Annotated in this window: 15 protein-coding genes and 1 pseudogene; 10 read left to right on the top strand and 6 right to left on the bottom strand. The window is 66.2% G+C overall.

What is annotated here, in order from left to right:
* The first annotated feature begins 15 nt into the window (after positions 1 to 15).
* The 8 genes and pseudogenes from W7S_RS11520 (at position 16) to W7S_RS11485 (ending at position 8,787) form a co-directional block, all read left to right on the top strand.
* Positions 16 to 1,588 (top strand): annotated as a pseudogene (locus W7S_RS11520) (MCE family protein).
* Positions 1,585 to 2,640, top strand: coding sequence for an MlaD family protein (locus W7S_RS11515; RefSeq protein WP_008256272.1), 1,056 nt, complete (start codon positions 1,585 to 1,587; stop codon positions 2,638 to 2,640). The pseudogene W7S_RS11520 and the gene W7S_RS11515 overlap by 4 nt, the downstream one beginning before the upstream one ends.
* On the top strand, positions 2,633 to 3,688 hold the full coding sequence (locus W7S_RS11510; protein ID WP_008256271.1) for an MCE family protein: 1,056 nt from the start codon (positions 2,633 to 2,635) through the stop codon (positions 3,686 to 3,688). Before W7S_RS11515 ends, W7S_RS11510 begins: the two co-directional genes overlap by 8 nt.
* Positions 3,685 to 4,824: an MCE family protein gene (locus tag W7S_RS11505; RefSeq protein ID WP_008256270.1), complete on the top strand. Its 1,140-nt coding sequence runs from the start codon at positions 3,685 to 3,687 to the stop codon at positions 4,822 to 4,824. The genes W7S_RS11510 and W7S_RS11505 overlap by 4 nt, the downstream gene beginning before the upstream one ends.
* The gene (locus tag W7S_RS11500) at positions 4,821 to 6,062 is read left to right on the top strand and encodes an MlaD family protein (protein WP_041297830.1); all 1,242 of its coding nucleotides are present in this window, start codon (positions 4,821 to 4,823) and stop codon (positions 6,060 to 6,062) included. The genes W7S_RS11505 and W7S_RS11500 overlap by 4 nt, the downstream gene beginning before the upstream one ends.
* Complete coding sequence (locus W7S_RS11495; RefSeq protein ID WP_014711534.1) at positions 6,059 to 7,318, top strand: MlaD family protein; 1,260 nt, start codon at positions 6,059 to 6,061, stop codon at positions 7,316 to 7,318. The genes W7S_RS11500 and W7S_RS11495 overlap by 4 nt, the downstream gene beginning before the upstream one ends.
* Before the next feature lie 30 nt (positions 7,319 to 7,348).
* Positions 7,349 to 8,023: a tetratricopeptide repeat protein gene (locus W7S_RS11490; protein ID WP_014711533.1), complete on the top strand. Its 675-nt coding sequence runs from the start codon at positions 7,349 to 7,351 to the stop codon at positions 8,021 to 8,023.
* A complete protein-coding gene (locus tag W7S_RS11485) occupies positions 8,020 to 8,787 on the top strand; it encodes a mannan-binding family protein (protein ID WP_014711532.1) in 768 nt (255 codons plus the stop codon). Before W7S_RS11490 ends, W7S_RS11485 begins: the two co-directional genes overlap by 4 nt.
* 267 nt (positions 8,788 to 9,054) lie before the next feature.
* On the opposite strand, the gene metH is transcribed toward W7S_RS11485, so the two are convergent.
* Positions 9,055 to 12,849 carry a methionine synthase gene (gene metH / locus W7S_RS11480; RefSeq protein ID WP_008256259.1) on the bottom strand — a complete coding sequence of 1,265 codons (3,795 nt, stop codon included), beginning with the start codon at positions 12,847 to 12,849 and terminating at the stop codon, positions 9,055 to 9,057.
* A gap of 479 nt (positions 12,850 to 13,328) precedes the next feature.
* Between metH and W7S_RS11475 the strand changes: the two genes are divergently transcribed.
* Positions 13,329 to 14,231 carry a PAC2 family protein gene (locus tag W7S_RS11475; RefSeq protein WP_014380025.1) on the top strand — a complete coding sequence of 301 codons (903 nt, stop codon included), beginning with the start codon at positions 13,329 to 13,331 and terminating at the stop codon, positions 14,229 to 14,231.
* Positions 14,232 to 14,306: 75 nt separating this feature from the next.
* Complete coding sequence (locus W7S_RS11470; RefSeq protein WP_008256257.1) at positions 14,307 to 15,752, top strand: amino acid permease; 1,446 nt, start codon at positions 14,307 to 14,309, stop codon at positions 15,750 to 15,752.
* Here the strand turns inward: W7S_RS11470 and W7S_RS11465 are convergent.
* The 5 genes from W7S_RS11465 to W7S_RS11445 form a co-directional block, all read right to left on the bottom strand.
* Complete coding sequence (locus W7S_RS11465) at positions 15,749 to 16,627, bottom strand: SDR family oxidoreductase (protein ID WP_008256256.1); 879 nt, start codon at positions 16,625 to 16,627, stop codon at positions 15,749 to 15,751. The genes W7S_RS11470 and W7S_RS11465 overlap by 4 nt on opposite strands.
* Before the next feature lie 808 nt (positions 16,628 to 17,435).
* Positions 17,436 to 19,175 (bottom strand): AMP-binding protein, encoded by a 1,740-nt coding sequence (locus W7S_RS11460; RefSeq protein WP_008256254.1) that lies wholly within the window; start codon positions 19,173 to 19,175, stop codon positions 17,436 to 17,438.
* A 2-nt stretch (positions 19,176 to 19,177) separates the two neighbouring features.
* Positions 19,178 to 19,945 carry a siderophore-interacting protein gene (locus tag W7S_RS11455; protein ID WP_014711530.1) on the bottom strand — a complete coding sequence of 256 codons (768 nt, stop codon included), beginning with the start codon at positions 19,943 to 19,945 and terminating at the stop codon, positions 19,178 to 19,180.
* A gap of 48 nt (positions 19,946 to 19,993) precedes the next feature.
* A complete protein-coding gene (locus W7S_RS11450) occupies positions 19,994 to 20,323 on the bottom strand; it encodes a hemophore-related protein (RefSeq protein WP_176476793.1) in 330 nt (109 codons plus the stop codon).
* The gene (locus tag W7S_RS11445; RefSeq protein WP_008256248.1) at positions 20,320 to 21,618 is read right to left on the bottom strand and encodes a cytochrome P450; all 1,299 of its coding nucleotides are present in this window, start codon (positions 21,616 to 21,618) and stop codon (positions 20,320 to 20,322) included. The genes W7S_RS11450 and W7S_RS11445 overlap by 4 nt, the downstream gene beginning before the upstream one ends.
* Positions 21,619 to 21,632 lie beyond the last annotated feature (14 nt).

The following is a 21,632-nucleotide window of genomic DNA, read 5'->3' as shown; positions in this document are numbered from 1 at the left end:
CGAGGTCGGTGGATGATGCCCAATTCCCTTGAGCTGGACGGACGCGGCCCCTCCGAGCGCCAGCTGTTCGGCGTTGGCATCGCCGTGGTGGTGGTCAGCGCCCTGGTCACGGCCATGATGTTGGTCAAATCCACTGGCAGGCTGAACGATTACGTGCGAGTGGTTGCCGATCTGGTCAACGTGGGCGATGGCCTTCCGCAGAAGTCGGACGTCAAATACCACGGCGTGCTTGTCGGCATGGTCAACGACGTCGTCCCGGCGGCGCATGGCAAACCCAACTATGTCCACATCGACCTCAAACCCGAATACGCCCAGGCGATTCCGGCCGCCGTGACCGCGCGCGTGGTGCCCAGCAATGTGTTCGCGGTGTCGTCGGTGCAGTTGGTAGGTAATGGGCCGGGGGCAAAAATCCGCCAGGGCGCGCATATTCCGGAGGACAAGCAGCTGCCGACCGTGTTGTTCCAAACCACCGTCAGCAAGTTGCGCGACCTGCTGGCCGCCGCGGGGGCGCGGCCGCGACGACAGGTCGGTGGGGATCCTGGCCGCCCTGGGTGCGGCCACCGACCACCGTCGCGTCAGCCTGCTCAATGCCGGCGCGCAATTGAATCGCCTTCTCGACCAGCTCAATTCGATTGTCAGCACCGATACCGGCCCGTCGACGGTGTCCGCCCTGCTGGATGCGACGACGGGGCTAGCGCAGACCGCCCCCGATCTTCTCGACGCATTGCATCAGGCCGTCGAACCGATGCGGACTTTCGCCGAGACGCGCGAGCAGCTGGCTTCGCTGGTGTCGGGTGCGGACTACACGGTCGGCACGACGCGGCAGTCGTTCGACAACCACATCGACCAACTCATCCGGATCACCACCGATTTCACGCCGGTGCTCGGCGTGCTGGCGCAAAAGTCGAACAACTTCGTTCCCGCCGTGACCAAGCTGGACAACCTGGCCAACCAGTTCATGGAGCAGGTCTGGAACCCGGAGAAGAACCTGGGCAACATGCACGCGATGCTGACGTTCACGCCCAGTTCCACCTACACACGCGCCGACTGTCCGCACTACGGCGAACTCAAGGGGCCCAGCTGCTTTACCGCGCCGCTGATTCCGGTGCGCCCCGACCTGCCCGAGGTGCTGCTGCCGCAGAACTATCATCCGCCCAAAGATCTGGCGCCCCCGCCGGGCACGGTGATCGGGCCGGACGGGAATCTTGTCGCGGTGGGCCCGCCGCTGATCAACCCGACTCCCAATCTGACCGATCCCAATCCCCCGCTGGCCCCGGGGATCACGCCGTCGCCGCCCGTGCCAGGGAGCGCGAATCCCGACAACCCGTCGCCGGGGGCGCCGGCGACTCCGCAGCCGCACCAGCCGTGGGTCGCCCCGGTGGCGCCCAAGGCGCCGTGGATTCCGCAGTCCGCCTTCGGGGGCTCTCGATTCGGGGGGAACGTGGGACCCGTCGGGAGCCAGTACGAACGAAACCTGTTGGGCGTGATCACCGGAACGCCCGCCTCGCCGGCCACCGAGCTGCTGCTCGGACCGGTCGCCCGTGGCAGCACGGTGTCGCTGAGCCGCCCGTCCGGGGAGGCCCCATGAAGTTTCGCGGTCCACTCATCGCACTGGCGCTGTTCATGGTCGTCTCGTTGACGCTGACCTGGCTGGTGTATGTGAGCCTGCGCCGTGACGTGGCCGGCGACACCGCACGTTATTCGGCGGTGTTCACCGACGTGTACGGGCTGCGCGAGGGCGACGACGTCCGCATGGCCGGGGTGCGCGTCGGCCGCGTCGAAAAGGTCGAGCTCGACCGGAAACTGGCGAAGGTCTCGTTCGTCGTGCAGCAAGAACAGCGGTTGTTCGGAAACACCCTGGCGTCGGTGACCTACCAGAACATCGTCGGCCAGCGTTACCTCGGACTGTCGTTGGGCAAGGAAGGGAGTCCGGAGCTGCTCGCGCCGGGCAGCACCATCCCGGTGGAACGCACCGAGCCGTCGTTCGACGTCACCACGTTGCTCAACGGCTACGAACCGTTGTTCAGCCTGCTGAACCCGCACGACGCCGACAACCTCACCAAGGGCATCATCCAGTCGTTGCAGGGCGACACCTCGTCGCTGGCCACGCTCGTCGGCCAGACGTCCACGCTCACAGAGACATTCGCGGGCCGGGATCAGGCGCTGGGCAGCGTGATCACCAACCTCAACAAGGTGGTGGGCAACCTCGCGGCGCAGAACGACGATCTCGACGGGGTCATCACCGAGACCCGCAGCGTCGTCGGCGAGCTCGACCGGCGGCGCCCCGACCTGGTCGCCTCCGTGGGCTCGCTGGCGCGGGTGACCGGCCGCCTGTCGACCTCGGCGTCCGACGTCTATCCGGCGCTGCGCGAATTCATCGATCGCAAGCCCGGCGTGGCCCGGCACATCATGGACGTCGAGCCGCAGGTGGCGTTCTTCGGCGACAACATCCCGCTGCTGCTGAAAGGACTTGTCCGGGTCGGCAATCAGGGCGCCTACGGCAACGCCTACGTGTGTGACGTGAACTTCCTGGGGTTCTTCCCCGGCCTCAACGATGTCGTGCCGATCATCATCAACGCGGCCACGCCGGGAAACAGGGCGTGGCACACCCCGAGATGCAGGAGCACCGTCGATGGCTGACAAGACTGTGCGGCAACGGCTTTCGGGGATGAAGCGGCGCCCGCTGGAAAGCTACAACAAGACGTGGCTCGGATTCATCGCGGTCGCGGTGGTGGCGGTGGTGATCGGCGTCATGCTGCTGCTGCACGCCATCGGCGCCGGCTATCGGCACTACACCGCGGAGTTCCTGCAAGCCGCCTCGCTGCGGGCCGGTAATCCGATCGTGGTCGCGGGCATCCCGGTGGGCAACGTCACGAGCATGAAACTCGTCGGCGACCACGTCGAGGCCGGGCTGAAGGTTCGGGACAACATCGCGCTGGGCAAGGACTCCCGCGCCCGGATCAAGGTCACCACCATCCTGGGGTCGCGGTACCTCGCGCTGGAACCCAGCGGCCCGGCGCACCTGCCCCACAACACCTTCGACCTGGCTCACACCGAGGTGCCCTACGACCTGCAAGCCGCGCTGCAGGACGCGACCACCACGTTCGAGCAGGTCGACTCCGACAGGTTCGCCCAATCGCTGGCGGTGCTGGGCAAGCAGCTCGAGGGCCTGCCCGCGGTTGTGCCGCAGGCGATCACGAACATCAACACGCTGTCGTCGATCATCGCGGTGCGCCGTGACCAGCTGGGCCAGCTACTGCGCAGCACCGAGCAGGTGACGAACACCCTGCGCCGCCAGCAGGCCGGCATCGGCAATCTGGTCAACCAGGGCCAAGACCTGCTCGGCCAATTCGTCGCGCGGCGCGCCGTCTTCCACGCGATGATGCAGTCGTTGACGAGTCTCGTCGACACCATGAGCCAGGTCGTGGTCAACGACCGGGCGGGGCTGGACGCGCTGATCAAAGACATGCGGGACTTTACCGCCTTGATGTCCGCGCACGACGACCTGCTGCACAGCATGCTGCAAATCAGCCCGATCTTCTTCCGCGAGGCGGCCAACCTCACGGGCGAGGGCAACGCGGTCAACTTCAACGCCCCCAACGTTCCGCTGATCGACTCGTGGATGTGCGCGATCAGCGGTCGCGCCAAGCAGTTCGGCATGATCCAGTACTTCAAGGATTGCAAGTGAGGGGCCGCACGAACAACGCCGGCGCCTCGCTCGTCGTCAAGGTGGTGGCCGTCGTCGCCGCCGTGGCGGCCATCGCGGTGGTGGCCGTCGCCGGTTGGTGGTACCTGCGCTCCGACGAGGACACGATCACGGTGACCGCCCAATTCGACAGCGCCTCGGGCCTTTACGAGGGCAACGTGGTCGCGGTGCTGGGCATGCCGGTGGGCAAGGTCACCAAGATCAACGCCAAGGGCGGCTACGTCGAGGTCGACTTCACCGTCGACCGCCACGTCAAAATTCCCGCCGACGCGCAGGCCGTGACGGTGTCGACCTCCATCCTCACCGACCGGCAGATCGAACTCACGCCGCCCTATCACGACGGGCCGACCCTGCAGAACCACGACACCATCGGGTTACCCCGCACCAAGACACCCGTCGAATTCAGCAGCGTCCTCAATGTTTTGGACAAGGTGACCAAATCGCTCGAGGGCGACGGCCACGGCGGCGGCCCGATCGCCGACGTGCTGAACGGTGGCACCGCGGTGGTCAGCGGCAACGGCGAGAAGATCAAAGCCGCTCTCGGCGAGCTGTCCAAGGCGCTGCGCCTGTCCAGCGACGGCGGGACGACGACCCGCGAGCAGATCACCACGATCGTCAAAAACATCAGCACGCTGTTCGACGCCGTGGCCGCCAACGACACGAAATTGCGCGAATTCGCCTCCACCATCCACCAAGTCAGCCAGATCATGGCGGACGAGGACCTCGGCAGCGGCAGCACCGGACGCAAGCTCGACCACCTGATCCAGCGGGCGGGCGACCTGCTCGACGCCAACCGCGACAACGTCAAGCAGGCCGTCGGCAGCGGCAACACCACGCTGAAGACGGTGGCCGACCAGCGGCGCGACCTGGCCGAGCTCCTGGATTTGGCCCCGCTGCTGGCCGACAACGCCTACAACATGATCGACCGGGCCAACGGCGCCGTGCGGGCCCGCTTCCTCACGGACCGTTTGATCTTCGACAGCCAGTACACCAAGGAGATCTGCAACCTGATGGGTCTTCGGCAACTGGGCTGCAGCACCGGGACCATCCAGGACTTCGGCCCCGATTTCGGGTTGACCTATGTGCTGGACGGCATGGCCGCCATGGGGCAGAAATGATGACCACCCGCGGGCGGACAATGCCGTTGCTGCTGGCCGCGGTCATGGTGAGCGCCGGATGCGCCACGAATGGCCTTGCCAGCCTGCCCCTTCCGGCGCCGGGGCTGGGTTCGGGCGGCTATTCGCTGAACGCGGTGTTCTCCAACGCGCTCAACCTCCCGATGAACGCCAAGGTCAAGCTCGCCGGAGCCGACGTCGGGCAGCTCGAATCGATGATCGCGCGCAACTACACCGCACTGACCCGGCTGCGGATCAGGGACGGCGTGCAGCTCCCCCGCGGCAGCACCGCCGAATTGCGCACCGCGACACCGCTGGGCGACGTGTTCGTCGCCCTGAAGCCACCGACCGCCGGTGGAACGGATGCGCCGCTGCTGCGCAACGGCGACACCATCGGCCTCGATTCCACGGCGGCCGCCGCGACCGTCGAGTCGGTGCTGAGCTCGGCGGCGATTCTGGTCAACGGCGGGGCGGTCCGCAATTTCACCAACATCATCAACGGTTTCGGCAAGGCGACCGGCGACCAGGGCCAGGCGTTCGGGGACATGATCCGCAAATCCAACGAGCTGCTCGGGACGCTGGATTCGCGGTCCGATCAGATCAAGAACGCATTGACCCAATTGTCGCACCTGGCCGACCAACTCGACGCCAAGAATCACACCATCAGCGACCTGATGTCGGCCGCCCGTCCCGCCACATCGGCCCTGGCCGACAACACCGCCCAGCTCTCCAATCTGGCCGTGCAGGTGGGCGACACCTCCCGGCTGCTGGCCAGGTTCCCGTCGATCGGCGGAACCGACACCAGCGGCCGCAGCCTGATCCGCGACCTGAACACGGTCGCCGGGGCCGCCAACGATGTGGCGGTGAGCCCCGACACCAGCTGGCTGTCGGTGAATCGACTGATTCCCCCGTTAATCAAATCGACTGCGGGGAACTCGATTTCGGTGAACGTCAGCGTGGACAAGATTCTGCTCGGGTCGCTTCCCGATATCGGATACCCCGGTGACATCGGGCTGCACGGCCCCCATCACTACAACGTGAACCTGCTCGTCGGCACGCTGAAGTACACCCTGTGGCGCCTGCAGGAGCGCGTGGTGGGCCGGGGGCCGGATTCGCCACAGGTTCCGGTGATTCCGGACCCGACCATCCCGGGCCAAATCGACGTCGCCCCCGGTCCCCCGCCCGGGCCCGCCCCGCCACCGGGGCCGCCCGAACCGCCGCCGCCGGGACCCCACCCATGATCCGCACCATCGCCACGCTCGCGAATTTCGTTGTCCGGGTGGTACGCAGGGGCCACCGGCAACAGGTTTGGTTGTCGGTGGCCGGATTGGTGCTGATCCTCGTCGTCGCCACCGCCTACCTGCTCGTCGGCGCGTTGCGGGTGAAGCCCTTCGCCTCGTCCTACCGGGTCACGGTGCAGTTGCCGGAATCCGGCGGGCTGCTCCCCAATCAGGATGTCGCGCTGCGCGGGGTGCGCATCGGCCGTGTGGAGTCGCTGCAGATCACCGACGACGGGGTGAACGCCGTCGCCAGCATCACCTCGAAGGTGCGGATCCCCGCGAACGCCGTCGTGCACGTCTCGGCGCTGTCGCCGGCCGGCGAGCAGTACATCAACTTCGAGGCCGCGTCCGACGCTGGACCCTATCTGCACGACGGCAGCCGTATCGCCCTGGACCACACCACCGTTCCCGTCAGCCTGGCGCGGTTGCTGGGCGACGCCGACGGGCTGCTGTCCCAGGTCGATCCCCACAAGATCGAATTGATCAAGAAGGAACTGAGCCTGAGCAAGGAGGGCCCGGCGAAGCTGACCGCCATCGTCGACGGCGGCACCTTCCTGCTGTCCACGCTCGACTCGGTGCTGCCCCAGACCACCAGCATCATCAAGACCAGCCGGGTCGTGCTCACCCTGGCAAGCGACGAGAACTCCGGCTTGGGCGCGGCCGCAACGGAACTCAACCGCACGCTGTCCGGCGTGGCCAGGATGCAGGCAGGCTATCGCCGGTTGACTGCGCAGACGCCGCGCACCCTGTCGGCCGTCGACAATCTGTTCGCCGACAATTCCGACACGATGGTGCAGCTACTGGGCAGCATGGCGACCGTATCGCAGCTGCTGTATCTGCGGGTTCCGGCGCTCAACGCGCTGTTCCCGGACTACCGTGGGTCGGTGTTGGACGCAGTGACGAGCGCGTTCCACGACAACGGGGTGTGGGCGATCGCCGACCTGTACCCCCGCTACGTGTGCGATTATGGGACACCGTCGCACCCGCCGTCGGCCGCCGACTACTACGAGCCCTTCATGTACACCTACTGCCGCGACGACGACCCCGCCGTCTCGATCCGGGGCGCCAAGAACGCGCCGCGGCCGGGCGGCGACGACACGGCCGGTCCGCCGATGGGGGCCAACCTGGGTCGCCGGACCGATCCGACCCCCAAGGGCCGCTTTACCATTCCGACCCCCTACGGCGGCCCGCAGCTGCCGATCGAACCGCCGCACTAGGCCCCGAACCGTCCGCGCCGATCCTAGGAGATGACCGTGATCGTGACCTCCCAAAAGAATCCGAAATCCGAGGCCGTCAAGACGGAGCCGGACGCCGAATCGGCGCAAGACGTGTCCGACGATGTCGACGACGTGACCGCCGGCGAGGCCGAGGATCACGACGAGGGCGGTCTGCTCACGCGCAAGCGTCCCGACGCCGAGCGCCGCAAGCGGCCTCGGAAACAGGATCTGAAGCAATATCTGCGCCGCAGCATCCTGCCGCTGTTACTTGTTGCCTCGCTTGCCGTTTCGGGATTCCTGGGATGGCGGCAGTGGCAGGACCATCGGGTCAAGCTGGCCGGCGAACAGGCCCAGCAGGCGGCGATCGCCTACGCGCAGGTGCTGACGAGCATCGACTCGAACAAGGTCGACGAGAACTTCCGGCAGGTGCTCGACGGCGCGACCGGCGAATTCAAGGACATGTACACCCAGTCCAGCGTGAAACTTCGGCAGCTGCTGATCGACAACAAGGCGACCGCGCATGGGGTGGTGGTGGACTCGGCCATCCAGTCCGAATCCATGAACAAGGTCGTCGTGCTGGTGTTCATCGACCAGACCGTCACCAACACGGCCGCACCCGATCCCCGCATCGACCGCAGCAGGATCAAGATGACCATGGAAAAAGTCGACGGCCGCTGGCGGGCAAGCAAGGTGCAGCTGCTGTGACGCGCCGGCTCATCGCGGCACTCGTATTGGTCGCCGCCGCAACGCTTCCCACCACCGCCCGTGCGCACGCCTCGGCGCCGTCGTTCTGCGGCGAGCTCGGCGGGAACTGGGACGGCCAGTACTGCCACACCTCGGTCACCTCGGAACGCAACGCCGTGCGCGACATCAAGGTCGCGGTGCCCGAGGACCTGGTCGACAATCCGACCACAGGACCGGTGATCCGCGACTACCTGCACACCCTGGTCAACAACTGGCGAAACGCCAACTCCAGCATGGCCGCCGACAGCTACGGCGAGGAGAACTTCGAAGTCTTCCGGCACGCCAACCTGCTCAGCGCGGTGTTTCACGAGGACTATCACGCCGATGGCCCCCAGTCCAACAACGCCTATCGGACGTTCACGTTTGACATGTCGAGCGGCAGGCGGGTGCAGCTGGCGGACCTGACGACGTCAGACCCGCTGACCGCCATTCCCCCACTGGCTCAACCGTTTGTCCAAACCGCGCTCGATCAGGCGCCGCCGCCGCACGACCCCGGCAGCTACCCCTTCACCGTCGACCGCTGGACCCCGGACAAGGTCTATTCCGGGGCGTACAAGGCCTGGGCGGTGACCCCCGACGAGTTGATCCTCTACATGCCGGACTACCCGGTCGGCCACGACAGCCCGATCAACTTCACACCCGGTGTCATGCAGTGGTACATGGACGGCGGCACAGTGCAGGCGCACATCCCGCTGTCGGCGCTCAGCTCCGTGCTGCGCATCTAGGCCCGCGTAAGTCGTTGCGCCACAGGCATACCGCCAATCACAGGAGTATCTGGACCGGGGTACTGCCGATATGCCCACCTCCGAGCGACAACCTCAGATGGAGGCAAGCGTTGTCGCTCGGAGGCAAGCGTTGTCGCTCGGAGGCGGGCAAAAGGTGTGATGCCATTGCGGCCGGACTCTGGCCACAGTCCGAGCCCGCCGGGCGCGCCGCGCGTCAGACGCTGACGTACTCGGCTTCCCGACGATGCGGCACGAAGGCGCTAAAGCTCAGTCCTCCGGGTTGTAGGCGAGGTTGGAGGACAGCCAGCGCTCTCCTTCCTTCAGGGTCCAGCCCTTGCGCCTCGCGTAGTCGGCGACCTGGTCCTGGGCCATCCGGCCGACCACGAAGTACTGCGACTGCGGGTGCGAGAAATACCAGCCGCTGACGGCTGCGCCGGGCCACATCGCCATCGACTCGGTGAGCTCGATGCCGGTGCGCTCGTGGACGTCCATCAACTTCCAGAGCGTCGCCTTCTCGGTGTGCTCCGGGCAGGCCGGGTAGCCCGGGGCGGGGCGGATTCCCTGGTACTTCTCGGCGATGAGTGCGTCGTTGTCCAACTGCTCGTCGGGCTGAAATCCCCAGAACTCCTTGCGGACCCGCTGGTGCATCCGTTCGGCGAACGCCTCCGCCAGCCGGTCGGCCAGCGACTCCAGCAGGATCGCGCTGTAGTCGTCGAGGGCCGCCTTGAACTCCGCGATCTTCTCACCGCTGCCCAGCCCGGCGGTGACGGCGAAGGCGCCGATGTAGTCGGCCAGGCCGGTGTCCTTGGGCGCGATGTAGTCGCCCAGCGACCGGTTCGGGATGCCCTCCCGGTGATCGCCCTGTTGACGCAGGTGGTGCAGCGTGGTCAGCACCTCGGTGCGGGTGTCGTCGGTGTAGACCTCGATGTCCTCGATACCCGAGCCGACCGCGTTGGCCGGGAAGAACCCGATCACCGCGTTGGCGGTCAGCCACTTCTCCTTGATCAGGGTGTCGAGCATCTCCTGCGCATCGTCGTACAGCTTGCGGGCCGCCTCGCCGGTGGCCGGGTTGTTGAGGATGTCGGGGAAGCGGCCCTTCATCTCCCAGGCGTTGAAGAACGGCTGCCAATCGATGTACTCGCGCAACTCGGCGAGGTCGTACTCCTTGAACTCCCGCACCCCGAGGCCCTGGGCGGGCACCGGCGGCGTGTAGCCGTCCCACTCGATCGGGGTCCGGTTCGCGCGGGCCTTCTCCAGCGTGAGCATCGGGCGCTCGTTCTTCTGAGCGTGCCGCTCGCGCAGCGATGCGTAGTCCTTCTCGGTGGCCTCCAGCAGGCCCGGCCGCTGCTTGTCGTCGAGCAGCGCCGCGGCCACGGGCACCGAGCGGGACGCGTCCTTGACCCACACCACCGGACCGGACCGGCGCGGCGATATCTTCACGGCCGTGTGGGCCCGCGACGTGGTCGCGCCGCCAATGAGCAGCGGGATCTCGAGGCCTTCACGTTCCATCTCGACGGCGAAGTTGGACATCTCGTCCAGGGACGGGGTGATCAGCCCGGACAGCCCGATGATGTCGGCGTCGTGCTCCTTGGCCGCGGCCAGGATCTTCTCGGCGGGCACCATCACACCGAGGTCGATCACCTCGAAGTTGTTGCATTGCAGCACAACTCCGACGATGTTCTTGCCGATGTCATGGACGTCGCCCTTCACCGTCGCCATCACGATGGTGCCGTTGGTGTCCTTGGCTGCCGCGGTGCCGTTCTGCTCTTTCTCCTTCTCGATGAACGGCAGCAGGTACGCCACGGCCTTCTTCATCACCCGGGCCGACTTCACCACCTGGGGCAAAAACATCTTGCCCGAGCCGAAGAGGTCACCGACGACGTTCATGCCGTCCATCAGCGGGCCCTCGATCACCTCGATCGGGCGGCCACCGGCGGCGGCGATCTCGGCCCGCAATTCCTCGGTGTCGTCGTCGACGTGGGCGTCGATGCCCTTGACCAACGCGTGCGTGATCCGCTCGCGGACCGGAAGGTTGCGCCACTCGGCCGCGGCGGGGTCTTCGGATTTCTCTGACTTGTTGAACCGTTCGGCGATCTCCAGCAGCCGCTCGGCCGCGTCCTCGCGACGGTTCAGGACGACGTCCTCGATGCGGTCGCGCAGCTCGGGGTCGATCGAGTCGTAGGGCACCAGCGCGCCGGCGTTGACGATGCCCATGTCCAGGCCGGCCTTGATGGCGTGGAACAGGAACACCGCGTGGATCGCCTCGCGCACGGGGTTGTTGCCCCGGAACGAGAACGACACGTTCGAAATGCCGCCGGAGATGTGCACCCCGGGCAGGTTCTCCTTGATCCAGGCGCAGGCCTCGATGAAGTCGATCCCGTACGTCGCGTGCTCCTCGATACCGGTCGCCAGCGCGAAGCAGTTCGGGTCGAAGATGATGTCCTCGGGCGGGAAGCCGACCTCCTCGGTCAGGATCCGGTAGGCGCGCCCGCAGATCTCCTTGCGGCGCTCCAGGTTGTCGGCCTGCCCGGTTTCGTCGAACGCCATCACGACGACGGCGGCGCCGTACTTGCGGCACAGCCGCGCCTCACGGATGAACTTCTCCTCGCCCTCCTTCATGGAGATCGAGTTGACGATCGGCTTGCCCTGCACGTTCTTCAGGCCCGCCTCGATGACCTCCCACTTGGAGGAGTCGATCATCACCGGGACGCGGCTGATGTCCGGCTCGGCCGCGATCAGCTTGGTGAATCGGTCCATCGCGGCGACGCCGTCGATCATGCCCTCGTCCATGTTGATGTCGATGACCTGCGCACCGACCTCGACCTGCTGCAGGGCCACCGACAGCGCGGTGTCGTAGTCCTCGGCCTTGATCAGGTTGCGGAACCGGGCGGAGCCGGTGATGTTGGTGCGCTCACCGATGTTGACGAACAGCGAATCGTCGGTGATGTTGAGCGGCTCCAGCCCCGACAGGCGGGTGGCCACCTCGATCGTCGGCACCTCGCGCGGCGCTTTGCCCTCGACGACCTTGGCGATCTCGGCGATGTGCGGCGGCGCCGTTCCGCAGCACCCGCCGACCAAGTTGACCAGGCCCGCCTCGGCGAAGTCGGCGATGTAGCCGGCCTGACGCTCCGGGGTCTCGTCGTACTCGCCGAAGGCGTTGGGCAGGCCGGCGTTCGGATAGCAGGAGACAAAGGTGTCCGCGATCCGCGACATCTCGGCGATGTAGGGCCTCATCTCCGGCGCGCCCAGGGCGCAGTTGAGGCCGACCGCGATCGGCTTCGCGTGCCTGATCGCGTTCCAGAATGCTTCGGTGACCTGACCGGACAGCGTCCGCCCGGAGGCATCGGTGATGGTGCCCGAGATGATCACCGGCCAGCGGCGTCCGCGGTCCTCGAACAGCGTCTCGACGGCGAACACCGCCGCCTTGGCGTTCAGCGAGTCGAAGATCGTCTCGATGATGAGCAGGTCTGCACCGCCGTCGACCAGGCCGTTGGCGGCTTCCAGGTAGGCGGCGACCAGCTGGTCGTAGGAGACGTTGCGGGCGCCGGGATCGTTGACGTCCGGCGAGATCGACGCGGTCCGCGTCGTCGGCCCGATCGCGCCGGCCACGTAGCGGGGCTTCTCCGGGGTGCTGTACTCGTCGGCCGCCTTGCGGGCCAGGGCGGCGCCGGCGTAGTTGAGCTCGTAGGCCAGGTCGGCCATGTCGTAATCGGAGAGCGAGATGGCGTTCGCGTTGAACGTGTTGGTTTCCAGGATGTCGGCGCCCGCCTCGAGGTACTCGCGGTGGATGCCCTCGATGATCTGCGGTTGCGTCAGGTTGAGCAGGTCGTTGTTGCCCTGCAGGGCGGTCGGCCATTCCGTGAACCGATCGCCGCGGTAGCCGGCCTCGTCCGGCCGGTCCCGCTGGATCGCCGTGCCCATCGCGCCGTCGATCACCATGATCCGCTGGCGCAGGGCCGCCGTCAGTTCGTCGGTGCAGTCGGGGCGGATGTTCGGCGCGAAGGCATCCGACGCGGAAGTGTTCGTCGCGGAAGTCTTCGTCTCAACGGCCGTCATGTGCATTCCTTCCGTAGCGGAAGGCGTCCTTGACTCTGCCGAGCGTGGCGGAGACCGGCAGGGGACCAGGCACCCTCCAGAAACCGTTGCAACGCCTCTCGACCAGAAAAGTCTACGTCGTCACCCGACGCCTGGACGCCCTGGCTCGACCCGACCCGCGCTGCCCCGGCTCGCCAGCGCACGGGTCTTGTCGGCAATGGAGTAGTTACCAAGGTTAACGAGGTTGCAGCCGGCCGTATTTCGCCTTGACCGCGGCGACGCCGTTGTAGCGATCGTCCAGCACAAAGTCCACGGCACGGCCTTCGTCAGCGGCAGTCACGCCATAAGAATAGTCGGCCTATGTAAAGCCCCCGGTGAAACGCTCGGCGGGCGCCAATTCACCGCCACCGCGCCCCGAAGATGGGGGCTAGATCCAATTGCCCGACTCCTCATCGAACCGCGCGCGGTCCGCATCGTCGTCGCGCGGAAGGCCGTACGCTAATTCTGTGACCCCGCCCGATGGCCCTCCCTTTGGCCTCCCTAGTGGTAAGGCCGCTCTGCCCGAACTGCATCAGACCATCGTCGTGGCCGCATTCGAGGGCTGGAACGACGCCGGCGACGCGGCCAGCGACGCGCTCGAACACCTCGAGGCCATCTGGGAAGCCGACCCCATCTTGGAGATCGACGACGAGGCGTACTACGACTACCAGGTGAATCGCCCGGTGATCCGGCAGGTGGACGGCGTGACCCGCGAGCTGGTGTGGCCGGCGATGCGGATCTCGCACTGCCGGCCCCCGGGCAGCGACCGCGATGTCGTGCTGATGCACGGGGTCGAACCCAACATGCGCTGGCGCACCTTCTGCGCGGAGTTGGTGGCCATCGCGGACAAGCTCAACGTGGACACCGTGGTGATCCTGGGCGCCCTGCTGGCCGACACCCCGCACACCCGGCCGGTTCCGGTCTCGGGCGCGGCCTACTCCCCCGAGTCGGCGAAGCGCTTCGGCCTTGAGGAGAGCCGCTACGAGGGGCCCACCGGAATCGCCGGGGTGTTTCAGGACGCCTGCGTGGCCGCCGGGATCCCGGCGGTGACGTTCTGGGCGGCCGTGCCGCATTACGTGTCGCAGCCACCGAACCCGAAGGCGACGGTAGCCCTGCTGCGCCGCGTCGAAGACGTGCTCGACATCGAGGTTCCGCTGGCGGACTTGCCGACCGACGCCGAGGAATGGGAGCAGGCGGTCACCGAGATGACCGCCGAGGACGAGGATCTCGCCGAATACGTGCAGTCGCTGGAACAGCGCGGCGACGCCGAGGTCGACATGAACGACGCGCTGGGCAAGATCGACGGCGACGCCCTGGCCGCCGAGTTCGAGCGCTACCTGCGCCGTCGCCGTCCCGGCTTCGGGCGTTAATGACGCGGTCGCCGAACTTGCCGGCGACCGATCAACTACGGAAACATCGCTTCGCACCCACCGATTGGACGTTTCATGCCCTCGTTGCCCGATGACGGCAACCCCAACCCAGGAGCCGGCGACTTCGGCGAAGACGCCGGCTACCGCAAGGGCCTCAAGCCCCGGCAAGTGCAGATGATCGGCATCGGCGGCGCGATCGGCTCCGGGCTGTTCCTGGGCGCGGGCGGTCGGCTGGGCAAGGGCGGCCCCGGGATGTTCCTGGTGTACGCCGTGTGCGGGTTCTTCGTCTTTCTCATCCTGCGGGCGCTGGGCGAGCTGGTCCTGCATCGCCCGTCGTCGGGCTCGTTCGTGTCGTACGCGCGCGAATTCTTCGGCGAGAAGGCCGCTTACGCGATCGGCTGGATGTATTTCCTGGGGTGGTCGATGACGGCCATCGTCGACACCACCGCGATCGCCACCTATCTGCGGCGGTGGACGAGCTTCGAATCGATCCCCCAGTGGGTGTTGGCGCTACTGGCCCTCATCGTCGTGCTGTCGATGAACCTGATCTCGGTGGAATGGTTCGGTGAGCTGGAGTTCTGGGCGGCCCTGATCAAGGTTTTCGCCCTCATCGCCTTCTTGGTCGTGGGCATCATCTTCCTGGCGGGGCGCTATCGGATCGACGGCCACAGCACCGGACTGAGCGTGTGGGCCGACCACGGCGGCATGTTCCCCTCCGGCGTGCTGGCGATGCTGCTGACCACCTCGGGCGTGGTATTCGCCTATGCCGCCGTCGAATTGGTGGGCACGGCCGCCGGGGAGACCGCGGAGCCGGAAAAGGTCATGCCGCGCGCGATCAATTCGGTGATCGCTCGCATCGCGATCTTCTACGTCGGGTCGGTCGCGCTGCTGGCGTTGCTGCTGCCGTACACCTCGTACAAGGCTACCGAAAGCCCTTTTGTCACTTTCTTTTCCACGATCGGCTTCCACGGCGCCGGGGACGTGATGAACGTGGTGGTGCTCACCGCCGCGCTGTCGAGCCTGAATGCGGGGCTGTATTCCACCGGCCGCATCATGCACTCGATGGCCTCCAGTGGCAGCGCCCCCGGCTTCGCGACCCGGATGTCCAAGAACGGGGTGCCCTACGTCGGCATCACGATGGCGGCCGCCATCTGCCTGTTCGGCATTGCCCTGAACGCGGTCAATCCCGGCGAAGCCTTCGAGATCGTGCTCAACATCGTGGCGCCGGGCATCATCGCGTGCTGGGCGACCATCGTGCTGTGTCAGCTGCGCGCCTACCGGATGGCCAAGGCCGGGCTGTTGCAACGGCCCCGGTTTCGCATGCCGTGGGCGCCCTATTCGGGCTATCTCACCCTGGCGTTCTTGGCCGGCGTCCTGGTCATGATGGCCTTCGACAAACAGACCGGCACCTGGACCATCGCCACGGTCGTGGTGGTCATCCCGGCGCTGAGCGCGGGGTGGCTCCTGGTGCGCAACCGGGTGGCGGCCATCGCGTCGCAGCGCGCGGCCCAGACCGGCTAGGACTTGCCAAGTCCCTGGTTATAGGCGCTGGTGGAACGGCCGAGCGCCGCGACCTGGGCGTCCAGTTGGGGTAACAGCTCGGCGGTCGATTTGTGCAGGGGCGCTTCGCCGACCGCGCTGGACAACACCGGCTTGACCCACCGGAACAGGGCCACCCAGCGCGGGCAGTAGACGCGGGTGCGCCGGCGCCGGATGCCCTTGACGAACGCGGCGGCGCATTTGTCGACGGTCGTCGTCTTGTTCAGCGGCCACGGGAAGCTGGCCAGCAGTTGGTTGAACGCGGACAGGTCGGTTTGGGTGTCGCGGACCAGCGCGGTGTCGATCCAGGACATGTGCGCCGAGCCGACCCGCACGCCGTGGCGGGCCACCTCCAGCCGCAGCGCATTGGCGAACATCTCGACGGCGGCCTTGGAGGCGTTGTACGGCGCCAGCCCGGGGCAGGCCGTGTAGGCGGCCAGCGAGGAGACGATCAACACGTAGCCGCGGCGCTCGGTCAGGGCGGGCAAGGCGGCGCGGACCGTGTGAAAGACGCCGAGCACGTTGATGTCGAGGACCCGCTTGAACGCCTCGGGGTCGACTTGGGTCACCGACCCGTAACTCATGATGCCGGCGTTGGCCACGACGACGTCGATGCCGCCGAACCGCTCGACGGCGCGGGCGGCGGCCGCCTGCATCGCCGACAGGTCGCGCACGTCGGCCACCGCGGTCAGCACCCGGTCCTCGCCCAGCTCGTCGGCGAGCGCCGTCAGGTCGGCCTCGTTGAGATCGGTGAGGACGAGCTTGGCGCCCTTGGCGGCCAGCCGGCGCGCGACCTCGGCGCCGATCCCCCGCGCGCCGCCGGTGATGAAAACGACTTGGTCCCGCAGCGATGTCATGGCCGACAACGTACCGCGCTGTGGACCGGAGTGACTGCGGCCGCCCGCGCGGGACGGTCGCCATCGGCCTCGGCGGCGCGGGCCGAGGACGCCGATCGGTCGGTCGAGGCTCTCCGCGGATCACCAGGCGGACGAATTACGCACGAATGGAATTAGCGGCCACGAAATTGATTACAGAAAGCGGGCGGTATTTAGCGCGCGTCTCATAAAGTGTCGCGGGGCGATGGTTATCTCCGCCCACTCTTTGCGGATCGACGAGTCTGTGTAAACACTACGCTAACTTGCCGCCCCCACTACTCTATTCGTTCGCACCTTGCCCGCCGACACCAATGCCGACCGTAGGCTCCGGGCATGACACGCAGTTGCGCATGTCGGCGGGGGCCACGGGATGACAGTCGACAGCTCTGCCCCACCGCCAGTGACCCTTGTAGAAGTCGAATTCGGCCATACCCGATAAGCCACCGGCGCGCGGTGGCCCCGCCAACCCAGCCACCGCGCGCCGGATTTAACAACGCATCCACCCTCGGCCTAGTCGGCTTCAGTAATTGACGGGAGGGATGATGCACAGAAAATCGACTCCATCGAATCTACCCGTGTGGAAATTTGTGTCCCATGCCAGCTTCGGTGACGTGGACACCTATCTCTGGCATCGTCAGGGCAGCAACCTATTCTGCTGGCGCCCGGTGGGAAAGACATGGAATGCGGCGACAAAGAAGAACGTCGCGTAATGACGGGCGTAACCTAATTCGCCGGCTAAAAGACGGAGAAATAAGGCGATCAACGCTGTGTCGGCGGCGTGGGTGGTCCCCTACGCGTTCAAGCGGGCGAACTGACCTTGCCGATACTGCTCGACGCACGCCGAGCGCCGCACCTTGCCACTGGTGGTGATCGGTATCGACCCGGGTGCCACCACAACCAGATCCGCGACGCCGACGCCGTGCGAGTGGGAGACCGCGGAGGTGACGTCACGCTCCACGACGGCGAGCGTGTCCACCGCCTCGGCGCGGGACGCGGCCTTGTTCTTGACTTCGGCGATCACGACGAGCTTTTCCATGCCCTGATGCGGAACCGCAATCGCCGCGCACCGGCCCCGGGTGATCTCCTGGACCGTCGCTTCGATGTCGTCGGGCGAGTGGTTACGCCCGTAGACGATTAGCAGATCCTTGATGCGGCCGATGATGAACAGCTCGCCGTCGAAGAAGAACCCCGAGTCCCCCGTTCGCAACCACGGCGCTTCCGGTGCGCCGGCCGACGGAGCGACAAGCTGACCGCCGAAGGCGCTTTCGGTCTCCTGGGGCTTTAGCCAATAGCCCATGGCGACGTTGTCACCATGCACCCAGATCTCACCGACCGTTCCCTGGGGGCACTCAATCCTGGTGTCGGGATCAACGACACGAATCACCGGAGACCGCGACGCCCCGTAGCTGACCAGTGGTGTGCCGGTTGAACTTTCGCACTGCTGCGCAATCCCGGTGGCCAGTTTCTCGGAGTCGAAGTGGGCGATTTTGGGTGGTTGCGCCGGTGTGCGGGTCAACGCGTACACCGTTGCCTCCGCGAGCCCATAGGCGGGCCGCACCGCTTTGTCGGGCAGATTGAAGCGCGTGAACCGCCCGGTGAAACGCCGCAAGGTCGCCGGATGCACCCGTTCGCTACCACTGAGGATGACCAGTACATCCCCGAGATCCAGTCCGGCCATGTCCTCGTCTGAGGTTTTGCGGGCCGCCAATTCGAAAGCGAAGTTCGGCGACGCGGAAAATGCGTGACTTTCCTTGGCCAGCAATTGCATCCATCGGGCCGGTCGCTGCAGGAACGACACCGGACTCATCAGCACCGTGTGAATACCGCCCAGGACCGGTGCGCACACCCCCAGTACCAAACCCATGTCGTGGTAAAACGGCAGCCACGACACGATGGTCGTATCGGGTGGAGCGACGCCGCCGTACTCCACACAAAAGTCGGACATCACCTGCCCGAAATTGGCCAGCAAGTTCCGATGCGAGACCATGACCCCGGCGGGCTGACGGGTCGACCCGGACGTGTACTGCAAATACGCAAGATCTGCGTGATTCTCGCTCCCGGCGCCGGATCCTGTGCGGGCGTCCAGGCCCAGCAGGTCGACCTCAACCACCGACGGCACGGGCCCGCCGGACTCCGACTTGACATAGTTCGCAACGGTTTCCGCAGCGGCGGACGTGGTGAGGACGACCGTCGGTGACGCATCGCGCAGCACCGAACTGACCCGCTCATCGCTGACGCCACCCAGCGGAACCGAAAGCGGAACCGCGACCCGCCCCGCCTGCAGTGTGCCGAGAAACGCCACGACGTAGTCGAGGCCCTGCGGGGCCATGATGACGGCGCGATCACCCGTCGACCCGCAATCGTGAAGCTGCCGGGCAAGGTTCACCGTTCGCCGCTGCAGCTGAGACCACGTCAGGCTTTCGGCAATTCCGTTCCAGTCCTGCTCGTAGTCAATGAAGGTGAACGCCGTGTCGTTGGGCTGCAAGCTGGCTCGTTCACACAGCAGGTTCGAAATGGACGTCTCAACCATGATCACTCCATGCCGGCTCGGCCGGGGGTCCAAAAGGGTTTGGTGCATATCTGGCGTCGATCCCAGCCACGTTCGGTGGTCAGGATCTTGCGCAAGGTTTGTATGGTGCGGGCCTCGCCGGCGAGGTAGGCGACGCCGGGATGGGCGGGTAGCGGGAGGCTACGTAGGGCATCGGCGAGCACGGCAGAGTCTGCCGCTGGAGCGTCACCGCGCTCGACCCGGGTCAGGGGGGTGGCGAGGGGAAGGTGGTCGGTGTCGGTCGCGGCCTCGACCACGCCGTAAACCTCGGCGGACGGGTGCAGAGAGCGCAGCATCGCGGCGAACGCGACCGACGCGGTTTCTTCGCCGGCGAACACGTGGTAGGGCGCGCCGCGGCGGATGACGAATTTGCCCTGGGGGCGGGTGAACTGGGCCTGGTCTCCGACGGAGGTGGCCGTCGCCCAGCGTCTGGCGGGCGTCGCGTTCTTCGGGTCGCCGTCGTGGTCGACCATCACGATGTCGAGCGCACCGAGGTCGGGGTCGACGTCGTAGATGGAATACGTGCGGAGCACCGGGTACGGGCGCAGCCGAACAACGGAATCACGCAGGTTCGCGACCTGCAGCCGGACCTGCTGACCCGGCGTCCAGGTCAGTCCCTGCAGCCGCGGGCCGCTGAACCGGATGCGGCGCATTCTTGGTGTCAGACTTTCGATCTCGCTGACCGTCGCGGAGAGGAAAACAGCGTCTCGCAGCGTGCTGATCAGTGGGAAACGATCGATGAGGGTGGCCACAAAGAACTCCAAAACACTTTCGGTGGTCGACGGTGGGTGCCGGTCTGCTCAGTAGTTGTTGCAGGTGCCGAAGACGCGCTGGACGAGTTCAAACTGCTGGTCGGCCCCCGGCTGGCCGGCCAGCATCTGGGCCATCTGCTGGCGTTGACCCGGCGGCGAAGCGAGGAACTGACGCAAGAAGGCCCCGCTCTCCGGCGAAGAGTTGAATTGTGCGGCGGCTTGCGGATCCGCCGCCTGCAGCGCCGATATCACCTGTCCGTAATTGCAGGTGGTGTTGACGAACGGACTCAGGTCCCGATCGGCGGACGCAAGACCGGCACCGGCGGTCAACGACAATGCGAGGGCGCAAACGCCGACAGCCACTCGGGTCGTGGTCAATTGGACACCTCCTGAACGGGTGCGAACTCGAGGTGCAATTCCTTGAGGCGCCTGAACAACAGGGTGCGGTCCCAGTCGAGCCGGCGAGCGCCCGGGGGACCGTGCTCGGCCTCGGAAAGCCGAATGTCGCGCATCCGAGCCAGGATTCGTTCCAGGCTCACCCGCACTTCGGCGCGGGCGATGGGCGCGCCCGGGCACGTGTGAACACCACGGCCGAACGCCATGTGATGCAGTATGTTCGGGCGGCCGAGGCGGAATTCGTCGGGATCGTCGAACCGCCGGGGATCGCGGTTTGCCGCACCGTTCATCACCAGAATGCTGGTACCGGCTCGCACATCGACGTCTCCGATCCTGGTGCTACGCCGCGCCAGGCGGAAGTTCGATTTGATCGGGCTCTCGATGCGCAGCATCTCCTCGATGAAGGCGGGAATCTTTGAATTGTCCTCGCGCAGCTGCTCTTGCAGGTCCGGTCGCTCCGCCAACGTGAGCATCGACAGACTCAGCAGGTCGATCGTCGTGCCGTGGCCCGCGGCGTACATGAAGGTGGCAACGCGGGCGACGTCTAACGCGTCGGGGGTCGTGCCGTCGGGAAACTTTGCCAACGCAAGCTCGGTGAGGACGTCGTCGCGCGGATTGCGCCGCCGTTCCTCGATGTACTCCACGAACCACTCCTCTTTCACGCCGACGAAACCGCTGCGGTCGCCTTCGAGCCTGCTGGCTCTCGCCGCGTGGCGGAATCGCTCACGATCGGCCTCGGGTACGTCCAGCAGGTCGGTGATCGCGTCGAGCGTGAACGGGAAGTTGTAGTCGAAGACGATCTCGCACTTACCCTTTGCGACGAAGCGGTTGAGTTGTTCATCGGCAAGGCGCCACAGGAAGTCCTCGTTGTTCTTGAGCTGTTTCGGCGTGAACAACCGGCTCAACAGCGAGCGGTGCGCGGTGTGCTTCGGTGGATCGAACGTGATGAAGTAGTCGCCGAACGTAACCTTCTTGCGGTGCCGCTCGATCACGTCCGAGATGTCATCGCTGTCGGTTTTGGTCGGAATCCCCGACCATGGCCCGCTGACGATGTTGCATACCGACAGGGCCTGCTCGGTGTCGCGTTGCACCGCGAGGGCCTCGTCGTACCCCGACACCATCACCACACCGTGCGCCGGCTCACGCCATACCGGGCAACGCCGGATCGCGTCGTAGTAGTCGTAGGGGTCGTCGACGAGCGCCTTGTCGGTGAAGAAGTCGAGGTGCTCGGGTCCGCTCGGAGCGGACTTTCCTGTGACCATGTGATCGGAAGCCATGATGAAATCCTTTC

Origin of the sequence: Mycobacterium sp. MOTT36Y (assembly GCF_000262165.1) — a bacterium.
Taxonomy (GTDB): domain Bacteria; phylum Actinomycetota; class Actinomycetes; order Mycobacteriales; family Mycobacteriaceae; genus Mycobacterium; species Mycobacterium intracellulare.
Note: the sequence above shows the minus strand (reverse complement) of the source record. Positions and strands in the feature narration are given on the sequence as shown.